Consider the following 20,130-nt stretch of genomic DNA (forward strand, 5'->3'; position numbering starts at 1 on the left):
GGAGAGTGCCATGCAGGAGGAGTTTGCGCGATGAGCAACGTGCCGTTGGATGCGGCGGGGCTGCCCCAGAAATTGAACGGCGTCGACACACTGCTGCACCGCGGGGAGGCGAATCCACGTACCCGGTCGGGCATCATGGGCGTCGAACTGCTTGACGTCACCCCTGATTGGGAGCAATTCCGCGCCGTGTTCGAGCAGGCGTCGCGCAAGGTTCTGCGGCTGCGTCAAAAAGTGGTCATGCCGACGCTGCCGACGGCGTCCCCGCGCTGGGTGGTCGATCCCGACTTCAACTTGGACTTCCATGTGCGCCGGGTGCGCGCCCCCGAACCCGGCACCCTGCGGCAGGTTCTCGACCTGGCCGAGGTCGCGCTGCAGACACCGATGGACATCACCCGTCCGTTGTGGACCGCGACCCTTGTCGAAGGCTTGGCCGACGGCCGAGCCGCCACCATCCTGCACCTGAGCCACGCCGTCGCCGACGGGGTCGGCACCGTCGAGATGTTCGCCAACATCTACAACCTGGAACGCGACACCCCGATCGGCGAGCTTGCGCCCCTGCCGATTCCACAGGATCTCTCCGCCAACGAACTGATGAAGATGGGCATCAATCGGTTGCCCCTCAAGATCACCAACAGTGTGCTCGGTATCCTCGGCGGTGCGGTGCACGCGGTGACCAACGTCGTACGCGATCCCGCCGCCACGGTCAGCGGCGTCGTGGACTATGCGTTGTCGACCGCCCGGGTATCCCGGCCGGTGGCCGATCATTCGCCGCTGTTGCGACGCCGCAGCCTGGCAACGCGCAGCGAGGCCATCGACATGGTCTTCTCCGACTTCCATCGGGCGGCCAAGGCTGCGGGCGGGTCCATCAACGACGCGTACCTGGCCGGGTTGTGCGGTGCCCTGCGGCATTACCACGAGGCCAAGGGCATCCCGATCGACAGTCTGCCGATGGCGGTCCCGGTGAACCTGCGCGCCGACGACGACCCCGCCGGCGGAAACCGGTTCGCTGGAATCAGTCTCGCGGCCCCTATCGGTATCACCGATCCCGAGCAGCGGATCGCGGCGATCCGCTCACAGATGACCACCAAGCGCGAGGAACGTGCCATGGACATGGTCGGCACCTTGGCGCCGTTCGTGAGCTTTCTGCCCGATGCCGTGCTCGAATCGGCGGCCGGCTCGGTGGTGAACTCCGATGTGCAGGCCAGCAATGTGCCGGTGTACCCCGGCGATACCTTCATTGCCGGAGCAAAGGTGTTGCGGCACTACGGACTCGGCCCACTGCCGGGAGTCGCGATGATGACGGTGCTGGTGTCGCGGGGCGGCTTCGTCACCGTGACCACCCGTTACGACCGGGCTGCCGTCGTCGACGACGCCTTGTGGGCCGACTGCCTGCTCCGGGGCTTCGACGAGATTCTGGCCCTCGGCGGGGACGGCCGCGCTGTGGCGGCGTCGTTCACTGCCCAAGAATCCGCCTCATCACATGGAGGTGCCGCGCAATGAGTTCGGCGAACGACGCGCGCCTGCCGGGTACGGTCGCCGAGATCCAGGCCAGCCCGCCCGGGCCCGAGGTCGGCGCGTTCTTCGATCTGGACGGCACGCTGGTGGCCGGGTTCACCGGTGTGCTGATGACGCAGGACCGGCTGCGCCGCGGCCAGATGAGTGTCGGCGAGTTCATCGGCATGGTGCAGGCGGGGCTCAACCACCAACTGGGGCGCTCGGAGTTCGAGGACCTGATCGGCAAGGGCGCCCGGATGCTGCACGGGAACTCGTTGTCAGATCTGGACGAATTGGGGGAGCGGCTGTTCGTCCAGCACGTCCGCGACCGGATGTATCCCGAGATGCGGGCGATGGTGCGGGCCCACATGGACCGCGGACACACCGTGGTGCTGAGCTCCTCGGCGCTGACCGTGCAGGTCGAGCCGGTGGCCCGGTTTCTGGGCATCGACAACGTGCTGTGCAACAAGTTCGAGGTGGACGACGAGGGGCTGATCACCGGTGAGGTGACCCAGCCCATCATCTGGGGCTCCGGGAAAGCCCATGCGGTGCAGCGGTTCTCCGCGGAGAACGGGGTCGACCTGGCGCAGAGCTACTTCTACGCCGACGGCGACGAGGATGTCGCGCTGATGTACGTGGTCGGTAACCCGCGCCCGACCAACCCCGCGGGCAAGCTGGCCGCGGTCGCCCGAAAGCGCGGCTGGCCCGTCCTGAAGTTCAGCAGCCGCAGCGGTAGCAACCCGGTCGCGCAACTGCGCACCCTGGCCAGCCTGGCCACCATTCCGACGGTGGCGGCGGGTGCCATCGGACTGGGATTGCTCACCCGCAACAAGCGGGTGGGCGTCAACTTCTTCACGTCAAACTGGAGCAAGCTGCTCATGGCCACCACCGGCATCGAGCTCAATGTGTTGGGCGAGGAGAACCTGACCGCGCAGCGGCCCGCGGTGTTCATCTTCAATCACCGCAACCAGGCCGACCCGATGATCGCGGGCCGGCTGGTCGGGGTGGACTTCACCGGTGTCGGCAAGAAGGAGCTGGAGCGCAACCCGTTGATGGGGCCGCTGGGCAAGGTGATGGACGCGGCATTCATCGACCGTGATGACACCCAGGCCGCGGTGGAGGGGCTGCACAAGGTGGAAGAGCTTGCCAAGAAAGGTCTTTCGATCCTGATCGCGCCGGAGGGCACCCGGCTGGACACCACCGAGGTGGGGCCCTTCAAGAAAGGGCCGTTCCGGATCGCGATGGCCGCCGGTATCCCGATCGTGCCGATCGTGATCCGCAACGCCGAGGTGATCGCGGCCCGCGATTCGAGCACCTTCAACGCCGGCACCGTCGATATCGCGGTGTTCCCGCCGATCTCGACCGACGACTGGACCCACGACAATCTGTCCGAGCGGATCGCCGAGGTCCGCCGGCTCTACCTCGACACGCTGGCGGCCTGGCCACGCGACCAGCTCCCGGAGGTTCCGCTGTACAAGCGAAGTGCCGATACGCCGAAGCCCGCCCAGGATGATTCTCCCGTCGCTTCGCTCGCCCCGGACGATTCTCCCGTCGCTTCGCTCGCCCCGGAGGATCGCCCATGACCAGGCTCTCGGGCGATATCGACAGTTTCAAGCCGACCGACGACACCCTGGTGCTCGCCTCCGTCGGCTCGCCGGCCGAGCAGGAGCTGCTCAAGGACTGGTTGCTGCAGCAGCGCCGGGACCGCCCGGACGCCCGCGTCGAGGTGCTGCACCTGCCCGACTCCGACGATCCGCCCCCGACGGTGCTGGCCCAGCTGGTCGAGAAGCTGTCGGCCGACCCGGACCGGTCGGTGGTTCCGGTGCGGGTGTTCTGGATCCCCGGCGGCCTGCCCACCCGGTCCAAGGTGGTCTCGCTGATCTCCGGCCGCGACACCTACCGCCCGCCCGAACTGCTGCAGCGGCGCATCCTGCGCAAGGACCCGTCCCGCGCTCGGGTGGTGGCCGGTGAACCGGCGAAGGTGTCCGAGCTGCATCAGCATTGGAACGACCACACCACCGCCGAGAACCCCCGCGAATTCGCCCGTTTCGTCATCCGCCGGGCCATCCTGGCCATCGAGCGGGTCGAGCTGCGGCTCTTGGGCCCGGAGTACAAGTCGCCGCGGCTGGTGAAGCCGGAGATGCTGGCCTCGGCCCGCTTTCGCGAGGGACTGGACAAGATTCCCGGTGCCACGATCGAAGACGCCGGCGCCATGTTGGATGAGCTGTCCACGGGGTGGAGTCGGTTCTCCGTCGATCTCATCCCGACCTTGGGTCGGGCCATCTTCAGCCGCGGGTTCGACCCCAACATCGACTACGACCGCGAAGAGATCGAGGCGATGCGGGGATCGCTGGAGATCCATCCGGCCGTGCTGCTGTTCTCACACCGCTCCTATCTGGACGGGGTGATCGTGCCGGTCGCCATGCAGGAGAACCGGTTACCGCCGGTGCACACCTTCGCGGGCATCAACCTGTCCTTCGGATTCATGGGCCCGATCTTCCGGCATTCCGGTGTCATCTTCCTGCGCCGCAAGCTCGACGATCCGCTGTACAAGTACGTGCTGCGCCAGTTCGTCGGGTACATCGTCGAGAAACGCTTCAATCTCAACTGGTCCATCGAGGGCACCCGGTCGCGCACCGGAAAGATGTTGCCGCCCAAGCTTGGTCTGCTGTCCTACGTCGCCGACGCCTATCTCGACGGCCGCAGCGAGGACATCCTGCTGCAGCCGGTGTCCATCAGCTTCGACCAGTTGCACGAGACACAGGAGTACGCGGCCTACGCACGCGGCGGCGAGAAGACCCCCGAAGGGGTGAGCTGGCTCTACAACTTCGTCAAGGCCCAGGGCGAACGCAATTACGGCAAGATCTACGTCCGCTTCCCCGAGGCGGTGTCGATGCGCCAGTACCTCGGCGAGCCGGGCGGGCCGATCGGTTCCGACCCGAATGCCAAACGGTTGGCCATGCAGAAGATGGCCTTCGAGGTGGCCTGGCGTATCCAGCAGGTCACCCCGGTCAACGCCACCGGCTTGGTATCGGCGCTGCTGCTGACCTCGCGCGGGGTGGCACTGACGCTGGGCCAGTTGCACCGGACGTTCCAGGACTCACTTGATTACCTGGAGCGCAAGGGAATTCCGATGACCAACAGCACCCTTCGGTTGCGCACCGTGGACGGGGCGCGGGCCGCCGTCGACGCGTTGTCCGGGGGGCATCCGGTCACCCGGATCGACGGGGGCCGGGAGCCGGTGTGGCGGATCGCGCCGGAGAACGAGCATGAGGCGGCGTTCTACCGCAACACCCTGATCGCGTCGTTTCTGGAAACCTCGATCATCGAACTGGCGCTGGCGCACGCGGCCCGTGCCGAGTCCGACCACTTGGACGTGTTCTGGGCACAGACGGCGCGCCTGCGCGATCTGCTGAAGTTCGACTTCTACTTCGCCGACTCGGCCACCTTCCGCGACAACCTGACCAAGGAGATGTCGTGGACGCAGGACTGGGAGGAGCAGATCGTCTCGGGCCGTGCAGGCATCGAGGCGCTGCTGCGGGCCAAGCGACCGCTGCTCGGCTCGGCCATGTTGCGCCCGTTCGTCGAGGCCTACGAGATCGTCGCGGACGTGCTGCGCGACGCACCCGCCGAGATCTCCGAGAAAGAACTGACCAAACTGGCCCTCGGAGTCGGCGCGCAGCAGGTGGCCCAGGGCAGGGTCCGCAGCAACGAGTCGGTGTCGGCACTGCTGTTCGCGACCGCCCGGCAGGTGGTGGCCGACCAGAGGCTGCTCGGTCGCGCGCCGGACCTGTCCCAACGCCGCAGTGCCTTCCTCGCCGAACTGCGGGACATCCTCACCGATATGGACACCGTCGAGGCCGGATCCGTTGCCCAGTTCGTCGAGCGTGAGCGAGCAGCCCGACAGGCAGCGAACGCCTGAAGGCGACCCCATACGCTTGACCGATGACGACCACGGCGCCACGGGTGCACACGGGCACCGTATGGCCCGTTCTGTTCGGCGTCGCGGTGCTGGCCGGCGCCGTGGCCGCCGGGCTGGGCGGGCTGTCGCTGGCTGACGCGCTGACCGCGACCGGCCTCCCGGATCCGGGACCGGTCACCACCTACGGGCTGCCCTTCGTCCGCGCGGCGGGGGAGATCGCTGCGGCCGTCGCCGTCGGATCGTTCCTGCTGGCCGCGTTCCTGGTGCCGCCGCAGTCCAGTGGCGTGCTGGACGTGGCGGGATATCGCGCGCTGCGCACCGGCACCGTGGCCTCCGGGATCTGGACGGTGTCCGCCGTGCTGCTGGTGCCGCTGACGGTGTCCGATATCACCGGTCAGCCGCTGGCCAGCAGACTCAGCGTGGCCGATGTCTGGTCGGTGGCCAGCCTGGTGGAGACCGCGGGGACCTGGCGTTGGACGGCCCTGTTCGCCGCGATCGTCACCGTCGTGAGCATCCCGGTACTGCGCTGGTCGTGGACCCCGTTGCTGTGCGCCGGGTCGGTCTTCACCCTGGTGCCGCTGGCGCTGTCGGGGCACTCGTCGGCCGGTGGTTCGCACGACCTGGCCACCAACAGCCTGTTCATCCACCTGGTGGCAGGCGTGGTGTGGGCAGGCGGGTTGCTGGCGCTGTGGGCGCTCGCGTTCCGCGGCGGGGCACACACCGATCTGACCGCACGGAGGTTCTCGGCGATCGCCCTGTGGTGCTTCGTGGCCATGGGATTCTCGGGCGTCATCAATGCCTTCGTCCGGGTCCGGCCGGCTGACCTGCTGCACAGCAGCTACGGCTGGCTGATCGTCGGCAAAGTGGTGGCACTGCTCGTGCTCGGGGTGCTCGGATTTCTGCAGCGCCGCCGCGCGGTCGGTGCGCTGGCCGCCGATCCGGAGAACCGGCGCCCGCTGATCCAGCTGGCGCTGATCGAGTCGCTGGTGTTCGGTCTCACCTTCGGTATCGCCGTCGCGCTGGGCCGTACCCCGCCACCGCCGCCGCCGGTGTTCAACCCGTCGGTCACCGCGGTGGAGATCGGTTACGACCTGGCTGGGCCGCCGACGGTGGCGCGGATCCTGTTCGACTGGCGCTTCGACCTCATCTTCGGGACCGCCGCGATCCTGTTCGCCGCGGTGTACGTGGCGGGTGTCATCCGGCTGCGGCGGCGGGGCGATGCATGGCCGGTGGGACGGACCGCCGCCTGGTTGTGCGGGTGCGCGGTGCTGCTGTTCGCGACGTCGTCGGGGCTGGGCCGCTACATGCCGGCCATGTTCAGCATGCACATGGGCGCCCACATGCTCCTGTCGATGCTCTCGCCGGTGCTGCTGGTGTTGGGGGCGCCGGTGACCTTGGCGCTGCGCGCGCTGCCGACCGCCGGGCGCGATGCCCCGCCGGGCATGCGCGAGTGGCTGTTGGCCGCGTTGCACAGCCGGGTGTCGCAGCTGCTGACCAACCCGTTCATCGCCACGGCGCTGTTCGTCGGGGGCTTCTACGGGCTGTACTTCGGCGGGATCTTCGATGCCGTCGCCGGTATCCACGCCGCGCACGTCGCGATGAACCTGCACTTCCTGCTGTCGGGCTATCTCTTCTACTGGGTGGTTATCGGGATCGACCCGACACCACGGCCCATCCCGTCGCTGGCCAAGCTCGGCATGGTGTTCGGGTCGCTGCCGCTGCACGCGTTCTTCGGCGTGGTGTTGATGGGCACGCAGACGGTGATGGCCGAGGGGTTCTACAAGTCACTGCAGCTCTACTGGCACACCGATCTCCTGGGCGATCAGCGTCTGGGCGGCGGTATCGCCTGGTCGGCGGGTGAGGTGCCGCTGGTGCTGGTGATGCTCGCGCTGCTGATCCAGTGGCGGCGCAGCGACAACCGCACCGCCAAACGGCTGGACCGCGCCGCCGACCGCGATGACGACGCCGATCTGGCCGCCTATAACGCGATGCTGTCCAAGCTGGCCGAACGCGAGCAGCACCAGGGTTAGGTCGCCGGGCCGCGCGGCGGGTGCAGACCCGCCCGTATCGCGGGCGTGCCGCGCTCAGGACCCGTAGTTCACCGTGATGGTGCCGTCCCGGTTCACCCCGGTCTTTGGGGCCGGGTCCTGCTGCACCACCTTGCCGCGCTTATCGCTGCCGGCGTCCACATCGGGTCCCTTGTCCAGTCGTCCGGTGAAGCCGAGGCTCGCAAGGTACTGGAGTAGGTCGCCGTAGAAGTACCCGCGCACGTCGGGCATCTCGAACTGATTGCCTCGCGACACCTTGAGGGTGATCGGCGCGTCAGAAGCGGCCGACGTACCCGCGGGTGGATCGGTGCCGATGACCTGACCCTGGGGTGGGACGCCATCGGTCGGTATCGACAGGATCGTCGTGAACCCGGCGGCGCCGAGAATCTGCTTGGCCTGATCCTCGGTCTGTGTCGCCACATCGGGCACCTGCTGGCTCGCCGGCCCGGAACCGACGAGGATGACGATCTCGTTGCTGGTCGCCGAATCCTGCTGAGCGGCCGGTATGGTCCCGACGACCTTGTCCAACTCGGAGGCTTTGGACGCCTGCGTCATTCGCCGCACGCTGTCGAATCCGGCATCGTGCAGTTTCTGCACCGCATCGTCATAGGTCAGGGTGGCGACGTCCGGGATGCGGCGCTGCTCCGGTCCGGTCGAGACGTTCACGGTGATATCGCTGCCCGACGAGACGGAGCCGCCGGCCGCCGGGTCGGTGCCGATCACCCGACCCGCCTCGACCGACCCGTCCGGCTTGGTGTCCACGTGCGGGGTCAGGCCGCGGTCCTGTAGCTGGGTGAGGGCATCCTGGCGGGTCAGCCCGTGCACGTCGGGCACCGAGACGCGGTTCATGGTGCCCACGACGAAGACGCCGGCGATCACCAGCAGGGTCACGGCCGCGACTGCACCGGCGATCAACCAGCGCCGCGACCCACTACGGCGTTCCTGGACGGGCATTTGCAAGGTATGCGGCTGCGGGTAGATATCCACCGGGGATCGGTCGGTGTCGTCCACCGGCAACGTCGCCGGCGCCTCCGGAGCGTTGCCGCGGCTGACCCGCATCAGGTCGGCATGGAAGGCGGCCGCGCTCTGATACCGGTTCTCCGGTTTCTTGGCCAGCGCCTTGAGCACCACGGCATCGATTTCGGCGGAGATACCCGGGTGCCGCTGGGACGGCGGGATCGGCCGCTCCCGGACGTGCTGATAGGCCACTGCCAGCGGGGTGTCACCGCTGAAGAGTGCCTGTCCGGTCAGCATTTCGTAGAGCACGCAGCCCAAGGAGTACACGTCGGTGCGGGCGTCGACCTCGTGGCCGCGGGCCTGCTCGGGGGAGAAGTACTGCGCGGTGCCCACCACCGCCGAGGTCGCGGTCAGCCGGTCCCCGGTGGTGGCGTTCATGGCGTGCGCGATGCCGAAGTCCATCACCTTCACCGCGCCGGTCGGGGTGATCATGATGTTGGCCGGTTTGATGTCGCGGTGCACGATGCCACGGCGGTGGCTGAACTCCAGCGCCGTGCACACCTCGCCGATGATCGAGATCGCGCGTTGCGGTGCCATCGCACCGTGGCGCGCGATCAGTTTGCCGACGGTGAGCCCCTCGACGAATTCCATCACCAGGAACGGCAGCGTCCCGTTCGGCGTCTGCGCCTCACCGGTGTCCAGAATCGCCACGATCGAGGGGTGGTTGAGCGCCGCGGTGTGCTTGGCCTCCCGACGGAACCGCTGGTAGAAGCTTGGGTCGCGGACCAGGTCGGCGCGCAGGATCTTGATCGCGACGTCGCGGTGCAGGCGGATATCCCGGGCCCGGTGCACCTCCGACATGCCACCGAAGCCCAGGATCTCGCCCAGCTCGTAGCGGTCGGTGAACTGCTGCGGCACGGTCATCGCGTCATCCCGCTCACGGCAGTGCCCTTAGATCCCACACCATTGATCTTCTCTCAATACGCAAACGGCGGGTCCGACACCCCTTCTTAGCCGAGCCTTCTTAGCCGAGGGGACAACCGGACCCGCCGCGCGAACTCGTCAGCCCTGGGCGGGCAGCGCCTCGGTATCGGCGTCGCTGGACCGCCGCTTGGGGACGTACGGCAGGAACTGGTAGTCCCCGCGCGGGTAGACCACCTGGGGCCACCAGAACCACCGGCCCAGCATCGTGGCGATGGACGGCATCAGCAGCGACCGCACGATGAAGGTGTCGATCAGCAGGCCGATGGCGATCGTCGACCCCATCTGGGCCAACACGATCAGCTTGCTCGCCATCATGCCGGCCATGGTGGCGGCGAACACCAGCCCGGCCGAGGTGACCACCCCGCCGGTGCCCGCCATGGACCGGATGATGCCGGTTTTGAGGCCCGCGTGGATCTCGTCCTTGAACCGGGAGACCAGCAGCAGGTTGTAGTCCGACCCGACCGCCAACAGGATGATGACCGACATCAGCATCACCAGCCAGTGCACCGGCATCCCGAACAGGTCCTGCCACAGCAGCACCGAGATGCCGAAGGACGCGGCGATCGAACTGCCCGCGGTCAGGACGATGGTCAGTGCGGCCACCGCGCTGCGCGTCAGGATGAGCATGATCATGAAGATCAGCGTCAGCGCCGACACCACCGCGATCATCAGGTCGTAGCGGGCGCCGTCGGACATGTCCTTGTAGGTCGCCGCGACACCACCGAGGTAGATCTTGGCGTCCGACAGCGAGGACATCTTCAGCGCTTCCTGCGCCGCCTTGCGTTCCGAATCGACCCGGGCGATGCCGTCCACGGTCGCCGGGTCGGTCTGATGGGTGATGAACATGCGGGCGGACTTACCGTCCGGCGACAGGAACATCTTCAACCCGCGCTCGAAGTCCGGGTTCTGGAAGGCCTCCGGAGGCAGGTAGAACAGATCGTCGTTCTTGGCGGTGTCGAAGGCGGCGCCCATCGACAAGGCGGTGTCGTTCATCGCCTGCATCTGATCGATCAGTGCCTTCTGCGAGTTGTACGACGCCAGTGACAGATCTCTGCTGGACTCCATCGACGCGATCGTCTGCGGCAACAGCGCGGTCAGCTTCGGCGCGAGGTCGGCCAGTTTGTCGGTGTTGACCTGAACCTCTCCCGTCTTGTCGGTCAGTTCGTCGATCCCGTCGAGGGCGTCGAACACCGAGCGGGTGGCGGCACACATCGGGATGTCGAAGCAGTGCGGTTCCCAGTAGAAATAGTTGCGCAGCGGCCGGAACTGGTCGTCGAAGTTCGCGATGTTGTCGCGCACCTGCTCGGTGACCTTGAGCAGTTCCTGGGACTTGGCAGCTGAAGCCTGGGTGAGTTGGGTCTGCTCGACCGACAGTGCGTACTGCTTCTTCAAGATGTCGATCGAGACATTGGTCGCGTCGATCATCCGCAACTGATCCTCCAGTTGTTTGCGCTGGAACGGCAGATTCATGTTGCTGGTCTGACCCGAGATACTGGTCTGGAATGGAATCGAGCTGTGCTGGATGGGGATTCCCAGCGGCCGGGTGATGTTCTGCACCATCGCGATGCCCTCGGCGTGCATCACATTGCTCGAAATCTTGTTCAGCACAAGCATATCGGCGGGATTGCGCATGTCATGGTCGGATTCGACCATGAGGATGTCGGGGTTCATCCGGGCCTGGCTGAAATGCCGGTCGGCGGCGGCGAAGCCGACATTGACCGGGGCGTCCTTGGGTAGGTAGTAACGGTCGTTGTAGGCCGGCTTGTAGCCGGGGATGGCCACGATGCCGATCAGCACGACGAACAAGCTGGCCACGAAAATCGGTGCGGGCCAGCGCACGACCGCGGTGCCGACCTTCCGCCAGAACTTGCTCTGCGGGGGCCGCTTGGACTCGTAGAGCCCGACGCGGCTGCCGAGGTAGAGCACTGCTGGCCCGAGTGTCACCGCGATCAGGACCACCACGATCATGCCGATCGCAACCGGTGCGCCCATCGTGGCGAAGTAGGGCAGCCGGCAGAAGCTCAGGCAGTATGTCGCGCCCGCGATCGTCAGTCCGGAACCGACGATCACCGGTGCGACCGACTTGAAGGTGGCGTAGTAGGAGTCGTCCTTGTCCAGGCCCAGGCCGCGATCCTCCCGGTAGCGGCCGAAGATGAAGATGCCGTAGTCGGTGGCCGCGGCGATCGCCAGCATGGTCAGGATGTTGCCGGCGAACGTGGTCAGCCCGAACACATTGTGGGTGGCCAGTACCGACACCACGCCGCGCGCGGTGAGCAGACCGAGGAAGGTCAGGAACAACTGGATCAGCGTGGTCCTGATCGAGCGGTAGACCACCAACAGCATGCCCGCGATCGCGACGAGGGTGATCAACGTGATCTCGGCCAGGCTCGCGTTGCCGATGACGTGCATGTCGTCGGTCAGCGCGGCGGGACCCGCGACATAGGCCTGCACCCCGGGCGGGGCCTGGGTGTCCTCGATGGCCTTGCGGACCGCATCGACGCCCTCGTTGGCCAGCGTCATGCCCTGCTCGCCGGCCAGGTTGATCATCACGTACGAGGCCTTGCCGTCGGCACTCTGCGCTCCGGCCGCGGTCAGCGTGTCACCCCAGAAGTCTTGGATGTGCTGGATGTGCTCGGGGTCCTGCTCCAGCTTGTGGATGATCTCGTCGTAGTACTTGTGCGCGTCCGGACCGAGCGGCTGCTGGCCCTCGACGACGACCATGACGGTGCTGTTGGAGTTGAACTCCTTGAAGTTGGAGCCCATCAACTTCATCGCCTGCATCGAGGGGGCGTCCTCGGGCGCCATCGGTGCGGCGTGCAGCTCGCCGACCACCTCGAGCTGCGGCGCGATGACGTTCACCAGGACGGCGATCGCGATCCAGAACAGGATGATCGGCCACGCGAGGATGCGGATCAGGTGCGGGACGACGGGCCGCTTCGGCGTGCCGGTGGGTGCGGCGGGGGTGGCAGTGGTCATGCGGATTTCACCAGGCAGTAGGTCTGGGCGTTGACGCCATCGGCTGATTGCTCCTCACGGACGGTGCCGTTGACGGTGACGCGGCAACCGATGTGGTCGCTGCTGCTCTCACTGTCGCTGCGGGCCATCAGGTTCGCGCTGACGGTCGGCAACGTGGTGGACAAGGTGACCGACCAGGGCAGCGGAGCACTCACCGAGTGCACGTTGGCGTCCGGGTCGAAATAGCTGATCTCGGCGGAGCTACCGGGGGGCCCGTAGACCTCGTACAACACGACCTTCGGGTTGAACTGGACGATCTCGATACCGGCTCCGGCGTTGGCGTTCAGGTCCTCTGATCCGAACATCTTGTGCAGTCGCGAGACCACCAGCCCGGAGATGGCCAACACCACGATGAGGACCACCGGAATCCAGATCTTCTTCAGCCAGTTGCCGACTGGAACTGATTTCACCCCAACACCTTTCACCCCGTCAATTGATTGCGGCGCCGCTGCCGCGAAGTCCTGTGTCAGTGGCGCGCAGCGTCGTTCGGTTCCGATGGCGTATCCGCGGCTGCCACCAGCCTGGCCAGGATCGGAACGGCGACGTTGGCGGCCAGCAACAGTGCGCTGCACTCCTCGGTCGACAATGTCTCCAGAAGCCCGGCCAGTCGCTCCCGGCGCAGCCGTCTGCGATCGTCGAGCATTGCCCGGCCCTGATTGGTGATCCCGATCAGGCAGGCTCTGCCGTCCTCAGGGTCGGGAACCCGGGTGACGAGGTCGGCGCGTTCCAGTCGTTGCATCAGCTGTGTCATGGACGGCTGGCTGACGCCCTCTTTGGCCGCGAGGCTGGTCAGCCGCAGCGGTCCCTCCCGGGAGAGCCGGTTGATCGCGAACGCGGCCGACACGCTGAGGTCGACGCGGTCGGAGAGGAATCGGGCCGTCAGGTCGGTGGCCAGATCGGCCAGCTCACCCACGCTTTCGCGCGCAAGATCGCCGGCCGGCTGTTGCTTCACACCGTATCTATATCACGAAGCTTATCTAACTGATAGCCGAAACTTCGCCCCGGCCTGTGAGTTTCCTGGATATCGAAGCGTTGTGGAGGCAATTCAATGCCGTGCATGATGCAATCCGCCGCCGCGGGTCAGCGCACGAGTCGCTCTGCGATGCCCGCGTACAGCTCGCCGAGCTTGTTCGCGTCGGAGTGCTTCCTGGAGGGGAACCATCGGCAGACGTCGACGCACAGCGAGGAGATCGCCATGACGATCTCCTCGACACTGTCGACATCGAATTCGCCCGCGCGGATGCCGCCGGCGATGATGTCGGTCAAGACGGCGGTCGCCTCATGTCGCAGGGGTGCGATCTTGCGGTAGTGGGCCGCGGTGAGTCCATGCAATTCGTACTGCACCACGCGGGCCTGCTTGTGGTTCTCCGCGTGCCAGCGCGCGAACGCAGCGACGACCGCCCGGAGCCGCTCGGTGAAGTTCGGCGTGGACGGATCTGCGTGTTTGAGGGCGGCCAGCAGGCTGCTGTGGCCCTCCAGGGCGATGGCGAAGAGCAGCTCTTCTTTCGATCGGTAGTGGGGGTACATGGCCGTGGCGCTCATGTTCAGGCGTTTGGCGATCTGCCGGGTGGAGCTACCGCCGTATCCCGACTCTGCGAACGCCTCGATCGCGGCCCGTCGCATGCGTTCTGCCGCAGCTGAATCCGCAGGTCGGTCGATGGCCATGACGGTGGGTGATCTTACACACAATTGACACCGAGGGCGATGACGACGCAATATTAGCGAGCGCTCATTTAATGAGCGATCGCTAATTTCTGGTCGATCCGAAAGGCTGCCCATGGCCGACTTCCTCTCGCGGCGCGACGTCGACTTCCTGCTGCACGAATGGCTGGATGTCACCGCGTTGACCAAGCGTGACCATTTCGCCGAGCACTCCAGGGACACCTTCGACGCCGTGCTGGACCTGTCGGCCGATATCGCATCGAAATGCTTTGCCCCGCATAACAAGAAGGGCGACCAGACGCAGCCCGTCGTGGGGGCCGACGGCAAGGTCGTGCTGATCGACGAGATCAAGACCGCCCTGGACGCCTTCAGCGCCGCGGGGTTGATGGCGGGCCCGTTCGACGAGGCGATCGGCGGGATGCAATTGCCGACGGTCGTCTCTCAGGCGGCGCTGGCATTCCAGCGGGCGGCCAATCCCAGTACGACGGCCTACGCCTTCTTGACCATGGGTAATGCCAATCTGCTGGCCGAGTACGGCTCCCCGGAGCAGATCGACACGTGGGTACGCCCGATGCTGGAGGGCCGCTTCTTCGGCACGATGTGTCTATCGGAACCCGAGGCCGGGTCCTCGTTGGCGGACATCACCACCAAAGCGCTTCCCATGGCCGACGGCACCTACCGGGTGACGGGCACCAAGATGTGGATCACCGGTGGCGATCACGAGTTGACCGAGAACATCGTCCATCTGGTGCTTGCCAAAGCGCCCGGGGGAGGTCCGGGCGTGAAAGGCATCTCCTTGTTCATCGTCCCGAAGTTCTTGACGGACGGTACGCGCAACGATGTGGCGCTGGTGAGCCTGAACCACAAGATGGGCAACCACGCCACGACGAACGCGCTGCTCAACTTCGGCGACGGTTCCCACCCGGTCGGTGACGGCGAGGGTGCCGTCGGCTATCTGGTCGGCGAGGAGCACCGGGGTCTGGCGTACATGTTCCACATGATGAACGAGGCCCGGATGGCAGTGGGCCTGCAGGCGACCGCCACCGGCTACGCCGGCTATCTGGCATCGCTGGAGTACGCCAAGCAGCGCACCCAGGGTCGGCCGGTCGGCAACAAGGATGCGGCGGTGCGACCCGTGGCGCTCATCGAACACGCAGACGTCAAGCGAATGTTGCTGGCGCAGAAGTCCTATGTCGAGGGCGGATTGGCGCTGGGCCTGTACTGCTCGAACCTGGTGGACGAGGCGCGCACCGGAGCCGACGGCGACCGCGAGCGGGCGAACCTGCTGCTCGAAGTCCTGACTCCCATCGCCAAGAGCTGGCCTTCCCAATGGTGCCTGGAGGCCAACAGCCTGGCGATCCAGATACATGGCGGATACGGCTACACCACCGAATTCGATGTCGAGCAGTACTACCGGGACAACCGCCTGAACGCCATTCACGAAGGCACCCACGGCATCCACGGGCTGGACCTGCTCGGCCGCAAGGTCGTCATGCAGGACGGGGCCGGCCTGGCGCTGTTGGTCGAACGGATCAACGAGACCATCGCCAAGGCCGAGTGCACCGACTACGCCGCCGCGCAGGCGGCTGACCTACGGCGTGCCGTGCAGCGTCTGCAGGAGGTCACCGCGATCCTCTGGTCGGCGGACGACCTTGCCACCACCCTGGCGAACTCGACGGTGTACCTGGAGGCCACGGGCCATGTCGTGATGGCCTGGCTGTGGTTGGAACTGCTCCTTGCCGCCAGCGACAACCAGGGCAGCTTCTACGACGGGAAACGTGCTGCGGCGCAGTACTTCTTCACCTACGAGCTACCCAAGGTGGGTCCGCAATTCGATCTGCTGGCTGCGCTGGACCGCGTCACCGTCGACGCTCGGCCCGACTGGTTCTGAGCCGCGCTGTCAGACCGCCCCGGCCGCGGTGGCTTCGTCTAGACCGCTCCGGCCGCGGTGGCTTCGTCTAGACCGCTCCGGCCGCGGTGGCCGCCGGCCAGCTGCCGTACTCGCTGATATCCGGCCCGGTCGCGGCCGAGGCATCCGCGGCGAAGGCGGTACGCCAGCTGCCGTCGCCGAATTCGACCTTGCCCAGCTGCATGGGTGCCGGCAGCGCGGCCAGGAAACGGCCGAGTGCAGCGGGGGAGAGCAGCCACCGATGACCCAGCAGGGCCGCACCGTCGCTGCCCTCAGGAACCCGGGTGATGGCCGGCTTGGGCGGGGTGGTCGGCAGCACCGTCATCCGGTACCGCGGCGCCGTCGTCAGCTCGCCGGCCCAGCGGGCGCCCAGATCGGTCAGCTGCCACACCAGCGGTCCGCCGCGCAGATGCGCGCCGAACACCACCAGCTCGGTGTGGTCTGCCACCGCCAGCGGCCACACCTGTTGCGGCGCTTCCACATCTGCCGCGAGGGCAGCGATGTCCAGGGCGACGGCATCGTCGAAGGCGCGCGCCAGCACGGTCACACCGAACTGCGCGTCGCCGGCGGTGCCCGTGGGCACGGAGACACCGCACAGATCGAACAGATTGCAGAAGTTGGTGTAGGTGCCCATGGTCGAATTCACCCCGACCGGGTCGGCGGCCACCTCGTCCAGGGTCGGGTGCAGCGGCGCGGTGGGCACCAGCAACGCGTCTGCTCCCTGCAGGGAGGCCATCGCCACGGCGCGTAACCGGGCCACCTCGCGGCGGTCGGCGATCAGCCGGTGCGCCGGGATGTCACGGGCTCCGGTGACGATGCGCGCCACCGTCGGATCCAGCTCGGCGTCGGGGTTGCCGTCGATGAATTCGCCCACCGCGGCGTATCTTTCGGACACCAGTGCACCGTCGTAGAGCAGCCGGGCGGCGGCCAGGAACGGTTCGATGTCGACGGTGACGATCTGCGCGCCTGCCTTCTCCAAGGTCTGCACCGCGGCGGCGAAGGCGGCCTGCCAGGTCTCGTCGAGAGCGGGCAGCGTCGAGGGCACGGCGACGACGGGATTCGGTGGCGCCGCCACGCGAACGTCAGCCGGCCAGGCGCGGTCCCCGGCGGCCGCCATCGCCGCCATCGCCGTGTTGGCCTGGTTCAGGTCGCGGGCGAAGATCGTCACGCAGTCATAGGACTCGCACGCGGGCACGACGCCCTCGGTGCTGATCACGCCCAGCGTCGGCTTGATGCCGACGATGCCCTGCAACCCGGCCGGGACCCGGCCCGACCCGGCGGTGTCGGTGCCGATCGCGATATCGGCCTGCCCGGAGGCGACCGCCGCCGCCGAACCCGAACTGGAGCCGCCGCTGATGTAGGCGGGCCGGCGTGTGTCGGATACCGCGCCGTAGGGGGAGCGCGTGCCGACCAGGCCGGTGGCGAACTGATCGAGGTTGGTCTTGCCGACGACCACCGCGCCGGCCGCGCGCAGGGCGGCCACCGCCGGTGCGTCGGACTCGGGCTCATATGCGAATTGCGGGCAGGCCGCGGTGGTGGGCAGGCCCGCGGCGTCGACGTTGTCCTTCACGGCCAACCGCACCCCGGCGAGCGCACCGCCGGCCGCGCGGCTGGCGGCCAGATCGGCGTCGATATCGGCATCCGGGCGTCGGCTGATCCACACAGTCATGCGCCAAACCCTAGGGCCCGGTTATCCACAGTGCCGGATTGATCCACAGGCGGTGGTCCCGATCGCGGCGTCGGGTGACGGTCTGTCGGTGCCCGGCGGGTCAATGAATGCACAGGCCGGCGGCGAGCACATCACTGCCGGCGCGGAATGAAATGACCGAAAGGCAATGCCATGTTCGAGACACCGTTTTCCGTGGTCGGCACCGTCATCACCGATCCCGTGCCGCGTCGCGTCGGCGACCAGGACTTCACCCGGTTCCGGTTGGCCAGCAACTCGCGCAGGCGCACCGCGGAGGGCTCCTGGGAACCGGGCAACTCGCTCTACCTCACCGTGAACTGCTGGGGCCGGGTTGCCGAGGGGGTCACCGGCGCGCTGTTCAAGGGGGACCCGGTGGTGGTCGTCGGGCACATCTACACCAACGAATACGACGACAAGGAAGGCAATCGCCGATCCTCCGTCGAGGTGCGCGCCACCTCGGTCGGACCGGACCTGTCCCGGTGCCGGATCAAGATCGACCCGTCCAGGCGGGTCCCGGAACCAGCGGCGGCCCCCGAGTCTGGCCCCGAGTCCGGCGCCGATGAGGGCCCGGAGGAGGCCGATGAGCACACCCGCAACTCGGGGGAGCTGCCGATCTCCGCGTAGCGCGGTATTCGTCCTTGCCTAGGATGGTGTCGCGAGACTTTGGCGAACGAAAGGCAAGACGACGGCAATGGCCGAATTCATCTACACAATGCGGAAGGTCCGCAAGGCGCACGGCGACAAGGTCATCCTTGACGACGTCACCCTGAACTTCCTTCCCGGTGCGAAGATCGGCGTCGTCGGCCCCAACGGGGCTGGTAAGTCGAGTGTCCTGAAGATCATGGCCGGTATCGACCAGCCCAACAACGGCGACGCCTTCCTGGCTCCCGGCGCGTCTGTCGGCATCCTCATGCAGGAGCCGCAGCTCGACGAGACCAAGACCGTTCGCGAGAACGTCGAGGCGGGCGTCGCCGTCAAGGCCAAGCTCAACCGGTACAACGAGGTCGCCGAACTGATGGCCACCGACTACACCGATGAGCTCATGGACGAGATGGGCCAGCTGCAGGAGGAGCTGGACGCCGCCGACGCCTGGGATATCGACTCCCAGCTCGAGCAGGCCATGGACGCGCTGCGCTGCCCCCCGCCCGACGAGCCGGTCACCCACCTGTCCGGTGGCGAGAAGCGCCGCGTCGCCCTGTGCAAGCTGCTGCTGTCCAAGCCGGACCTGCTGCTGCTCGACGAGCCCACCAACCACCTCGACGCCGAGAGCGTGCTGTGGCTGGAACAGCACCTCGCCGCCTACAAGGGCGCGATCCTGGCCGTCACCCACGACCGTTACTTCCTGGACAACGTCGCCGAGTGGATCCTCGAGCTCGACCGCGGCCGCGCCTACCCGTACGAGGGCAACTACTCCACCTACCTGGAGAAGAAGGCCGAACGCCTGGAGGTCCAGGGCAAGAAGGACCAGAAGCTGCAGCGGCGGCTGAAGGAAGAGCTCGCCTGGGTGCGCTCGGGTGCCAAGGCGCGTCAAGCCAAGAGCAAGGCCCGGCTGGGACGCTACGAAGAGATGGCGGCCGAGGCGGAGAAGACCCGCAAGCTCGACTTCGAGGAGATCCAGATCCCGGCACCGCCGCGGCTGGGCAACCTCGTGGTCGAGGTCAGCCATCTGGACAAGGGTTTCGACGGCCGCGTCCTCATCAAGGACCTGTCCTTCACCTTGCCGCGTAACGGCATCGTCGGCGTGATCGGCCCCAACGGCGTCGGCAAGACGACCCTGTTCAAGACCATCGTCGGTCTCGAGCAGCCCGACAGCGGTGAGGTCAAGGTCGGCGAGACGGTCAAGCTCAGTTACGTCGACCAGAGCCGCGCGGGTATCGACCCGAAGAAGAACGTCTGGGAAGTCGTCTCCGACGGCCTCGACTACATCGAGGTCGGCCAGAACGAGATCCCGTCGCGGGCCTATGTGTCCGCATTCGGGTTCAAGGGCCCCGATCAGCAGAAGCCCGCGGGGGTGCTCTCCGGTGGTGAGCGCAACCGTCTGAACCTGGCGCTGACCCTCAAAGAGGGCGGCAACCTGATCCTGCTCGACGAGCCGACCAACGACCTCGACGTGGAGACGCTGAGCTCGCTGGAGAACGCCCTGGAGCAGTTCCCCGGTTGCGCGGTGGTGATCTCCCACGATCGCTGGTTCCTGGACCGCACCTGCACGCACATCCTGGCGTGGGAGGGCGACGAGGACAACGAGGCGAAGTGGTTCTGGTTCGAGGGCAACTTCGGTGCCTACGAGGAGAACAAGATCGCGCGTCTCGGCGCCGACGCGGCCCGGCCGCACCGGGTCACCCACCGCAGGCTCACCCGCGACTGATCCGGCGGGGCAGGGACACGGCGCCAGGCGGGGCGACTAGTCTCGCTCGTGCGTGCAGCCGACGACGGCGGCGCGCAGGTGTAAGTG

13 protein-coding genes are annotated in these 20,130 nt (G+C 66.9%); 7 read left to right on the forward strand and 6 right to left on the reverse strand.

Annotated elements, in window-relative coordinates:
- Positions 1–30: 30 nt before the first annotated feature.
- From QN239_RS11935 to QN239_RS11950, 4 genes are read left to right on the forward strand one after another with little or no spacing between them, the layout of a single operon-like run.
- Complete coding sequence (locus QN239_RS11935) at positions 31–1,500, forward strand: wax ester/triacylglycerol synthase family O-acyltransferase (protein ID WP_499010520.1); 1,470 nt, start codon at positions 31–33, stop codon at positions 1,498–1,500.
- Positions 1,497–3,077, forward strand: a complete 1,581-nt coding sequence (locus QN239_RS11940) for an HAD-IB family hydrolase (RefSeq protein ID WP_499010521.1) — start codon at positions 1,497–1,499, stop codon at positions 3,075–3,077. Before QN239_RS11935 ends, QN239_RS11940 begins: the two co-directional genes overlap by 4 nt.
- Positions 3,074–5,416 (forward strand): glycerol-3-phosphate 1-O-acyltransferase, encoded by a 2,343-nt coding sequence (locus QN239_RS11945; RefSeq protein WP_499010523.1) that lies wholly within the window; start codon positions 3,074–3,076, stop codon positions 5,414–5,416. The genes QN239_RS11940 and QN239_RS11945 overlap by 4 nt, the downstream gene beginning before the upstream one ends.
- Positions 5,417–5,439: 23 nt before the next feature.
- A complete protein-coding gene (locus QN239_RS11950) occupies positions 5,440–7,446 on the forward strand; it encodes a bifunctional copper resistance protein CopD/cytochrome c oxidase assembly protein (protein ID WP_499010525.1) in 2,007 nt (668 codons plus the stop codon).
- Positions 7,447–7,500: 54 nt separating this feature from the next.
- Here the strand turns inward: QN239_RS11950 and pknB are convergent, their stop codons facing one another.
- The 5 genes from pknB to QN239_RS11975 form a co-directional block, all read right to left on the reverse strand.
- Entirely contained in the window at positions 7,501–9,345 is a 1,845-nt protein-coding gene (gene pknB / locus QN239_RS11955; protein ID WP_499010526.1) for a Stk1 family PASTA domain-containing Ser/Thr kinase, read from the reverse strand.
- Positions 9,346–9,483: 138 nt separating this feature from the next.
- Positions 9,484–12,381: an MMPL/RND family transporter gene (locus QN239_RS11960; RefSeq protein WP_499010528.1), complete on the reverse strand. Its 2,898-nt coding sequence runs from the start codon at positions 12,379–12,381 to the stop codon at positions 9,484–9,486.
- Positions 12,378–12,830: an MmpS family transport accessory protein gene (locus QN239_RS11965; RefSeq protein WP_499010529.1), complete on the reverse strand. Its 453-nt coding sequence runs from the start codon at positions 12,828–12,830 to the stop codon at positions 12,378–12,380. The genes QN239_RS11960 and QN239_RS11965 overlap by 4 nt, the downstream gene beginning before the upstream one ends.
- 56 nt (positions 12,831–12,886) lie before the next feature.
- Positions 12,887–13,372 (reverse strand): MarR family winged helix-turn-helix transcriptional regulator, encoded by a 486-nt coding sequence (locus QN239_RS11970; RefSeq protein ID WP_499010531.1) that lies wholly within the window; start codon positions 13,370–13,372, stop codon positions 12,887–12,889.
- A 128-nt stretch (positions 13,373–13,500) separates the two neighbouring features.
- On the reverse strand, positions 13,501–14,085 hold the full coding sequence (locus tag QN239_RS11975) for a TetR-type transcription factor C-terminal domain-containing protein (RefSeq protein WP_499010533.1): 585 nt from the start codon (positions 14,083–14,085) through the stop codon (positions 13,501–13,503).
- A 112-nt stretch (positions 14,086–14,197) separates the two neighbouring features.
- Between QN239_RS11975 and QN239_RS11980 the strand changes: the two genes are divergently transcribed.
- Positions 14,198–15,973, forward strand: a complete 1,776-nt coding sequence (locus tag QN239_RS11980; RefSeq protein WP_499010534.1) for an acyl-CoA dehydrogenase — start codon at positions 14,198–14,200, stop codon at positions 15,971–15,973.
- Positions 15,974–16,040: 67 nt separating this feature from the next.
- On the opposite strand, the gene atzF is transcribed toward QN239_RS11980, so the two are convergent.
- Positions 16,041–17,660, reverse strand: coding sequence for an allophanate hydrolase (gene atzF / locus QN239_RS11985; RefSeq protein WP_499010536.1), 1,620 nt, complete (start codon positions 17,658–17,660; stop codon positions 16,041–16,043).
- A gap of 171 nt (positions 17,661–17,831) precedes the next feature.
- On the opposite strand from atzF, the gene QN239_RS11990 reads away from it, so the two are divergent.
- Both QN239_RS11990 and ettA read left to right on the forward strand, forming a co-directional pair.
- Positions 17,832–18,302, forward strand: a complete 471-nt coding sequence (locus QN239_RS11990) for a single-stranded DNA-binding protein (protein WP_499010537.1) — start codon at positions 17,832–17,834, stop codon at positions 18,300–18,302.
- A gap of 67 nt (positions 18,303–18,369) precedes the next feature.
- A complete protein-coding gene (gene ettA, locus QN239_RS11995) occupies positions 18,370–20,043 on the forward strand; it encodes an energy-dependent translational throttle protein EttA (protein WP_499010538.1) in 1,674 nt (557 codons plus the stop codon).
- The last annotated feature ends 87 nt before the right edge of the window (positions 20,044–20,130 follow it).

The organism is Mycolicibacterium sp. Y3 (assembly GCF_051188035.1).
Classification (GTDB): domain Bacteria; phylum Actinomycetota; class Actinomycetes; order Mycobacteriales; family Mycobacteriaceae; genus Mycobacterium; species Mycobacterium fluoranthenivorans.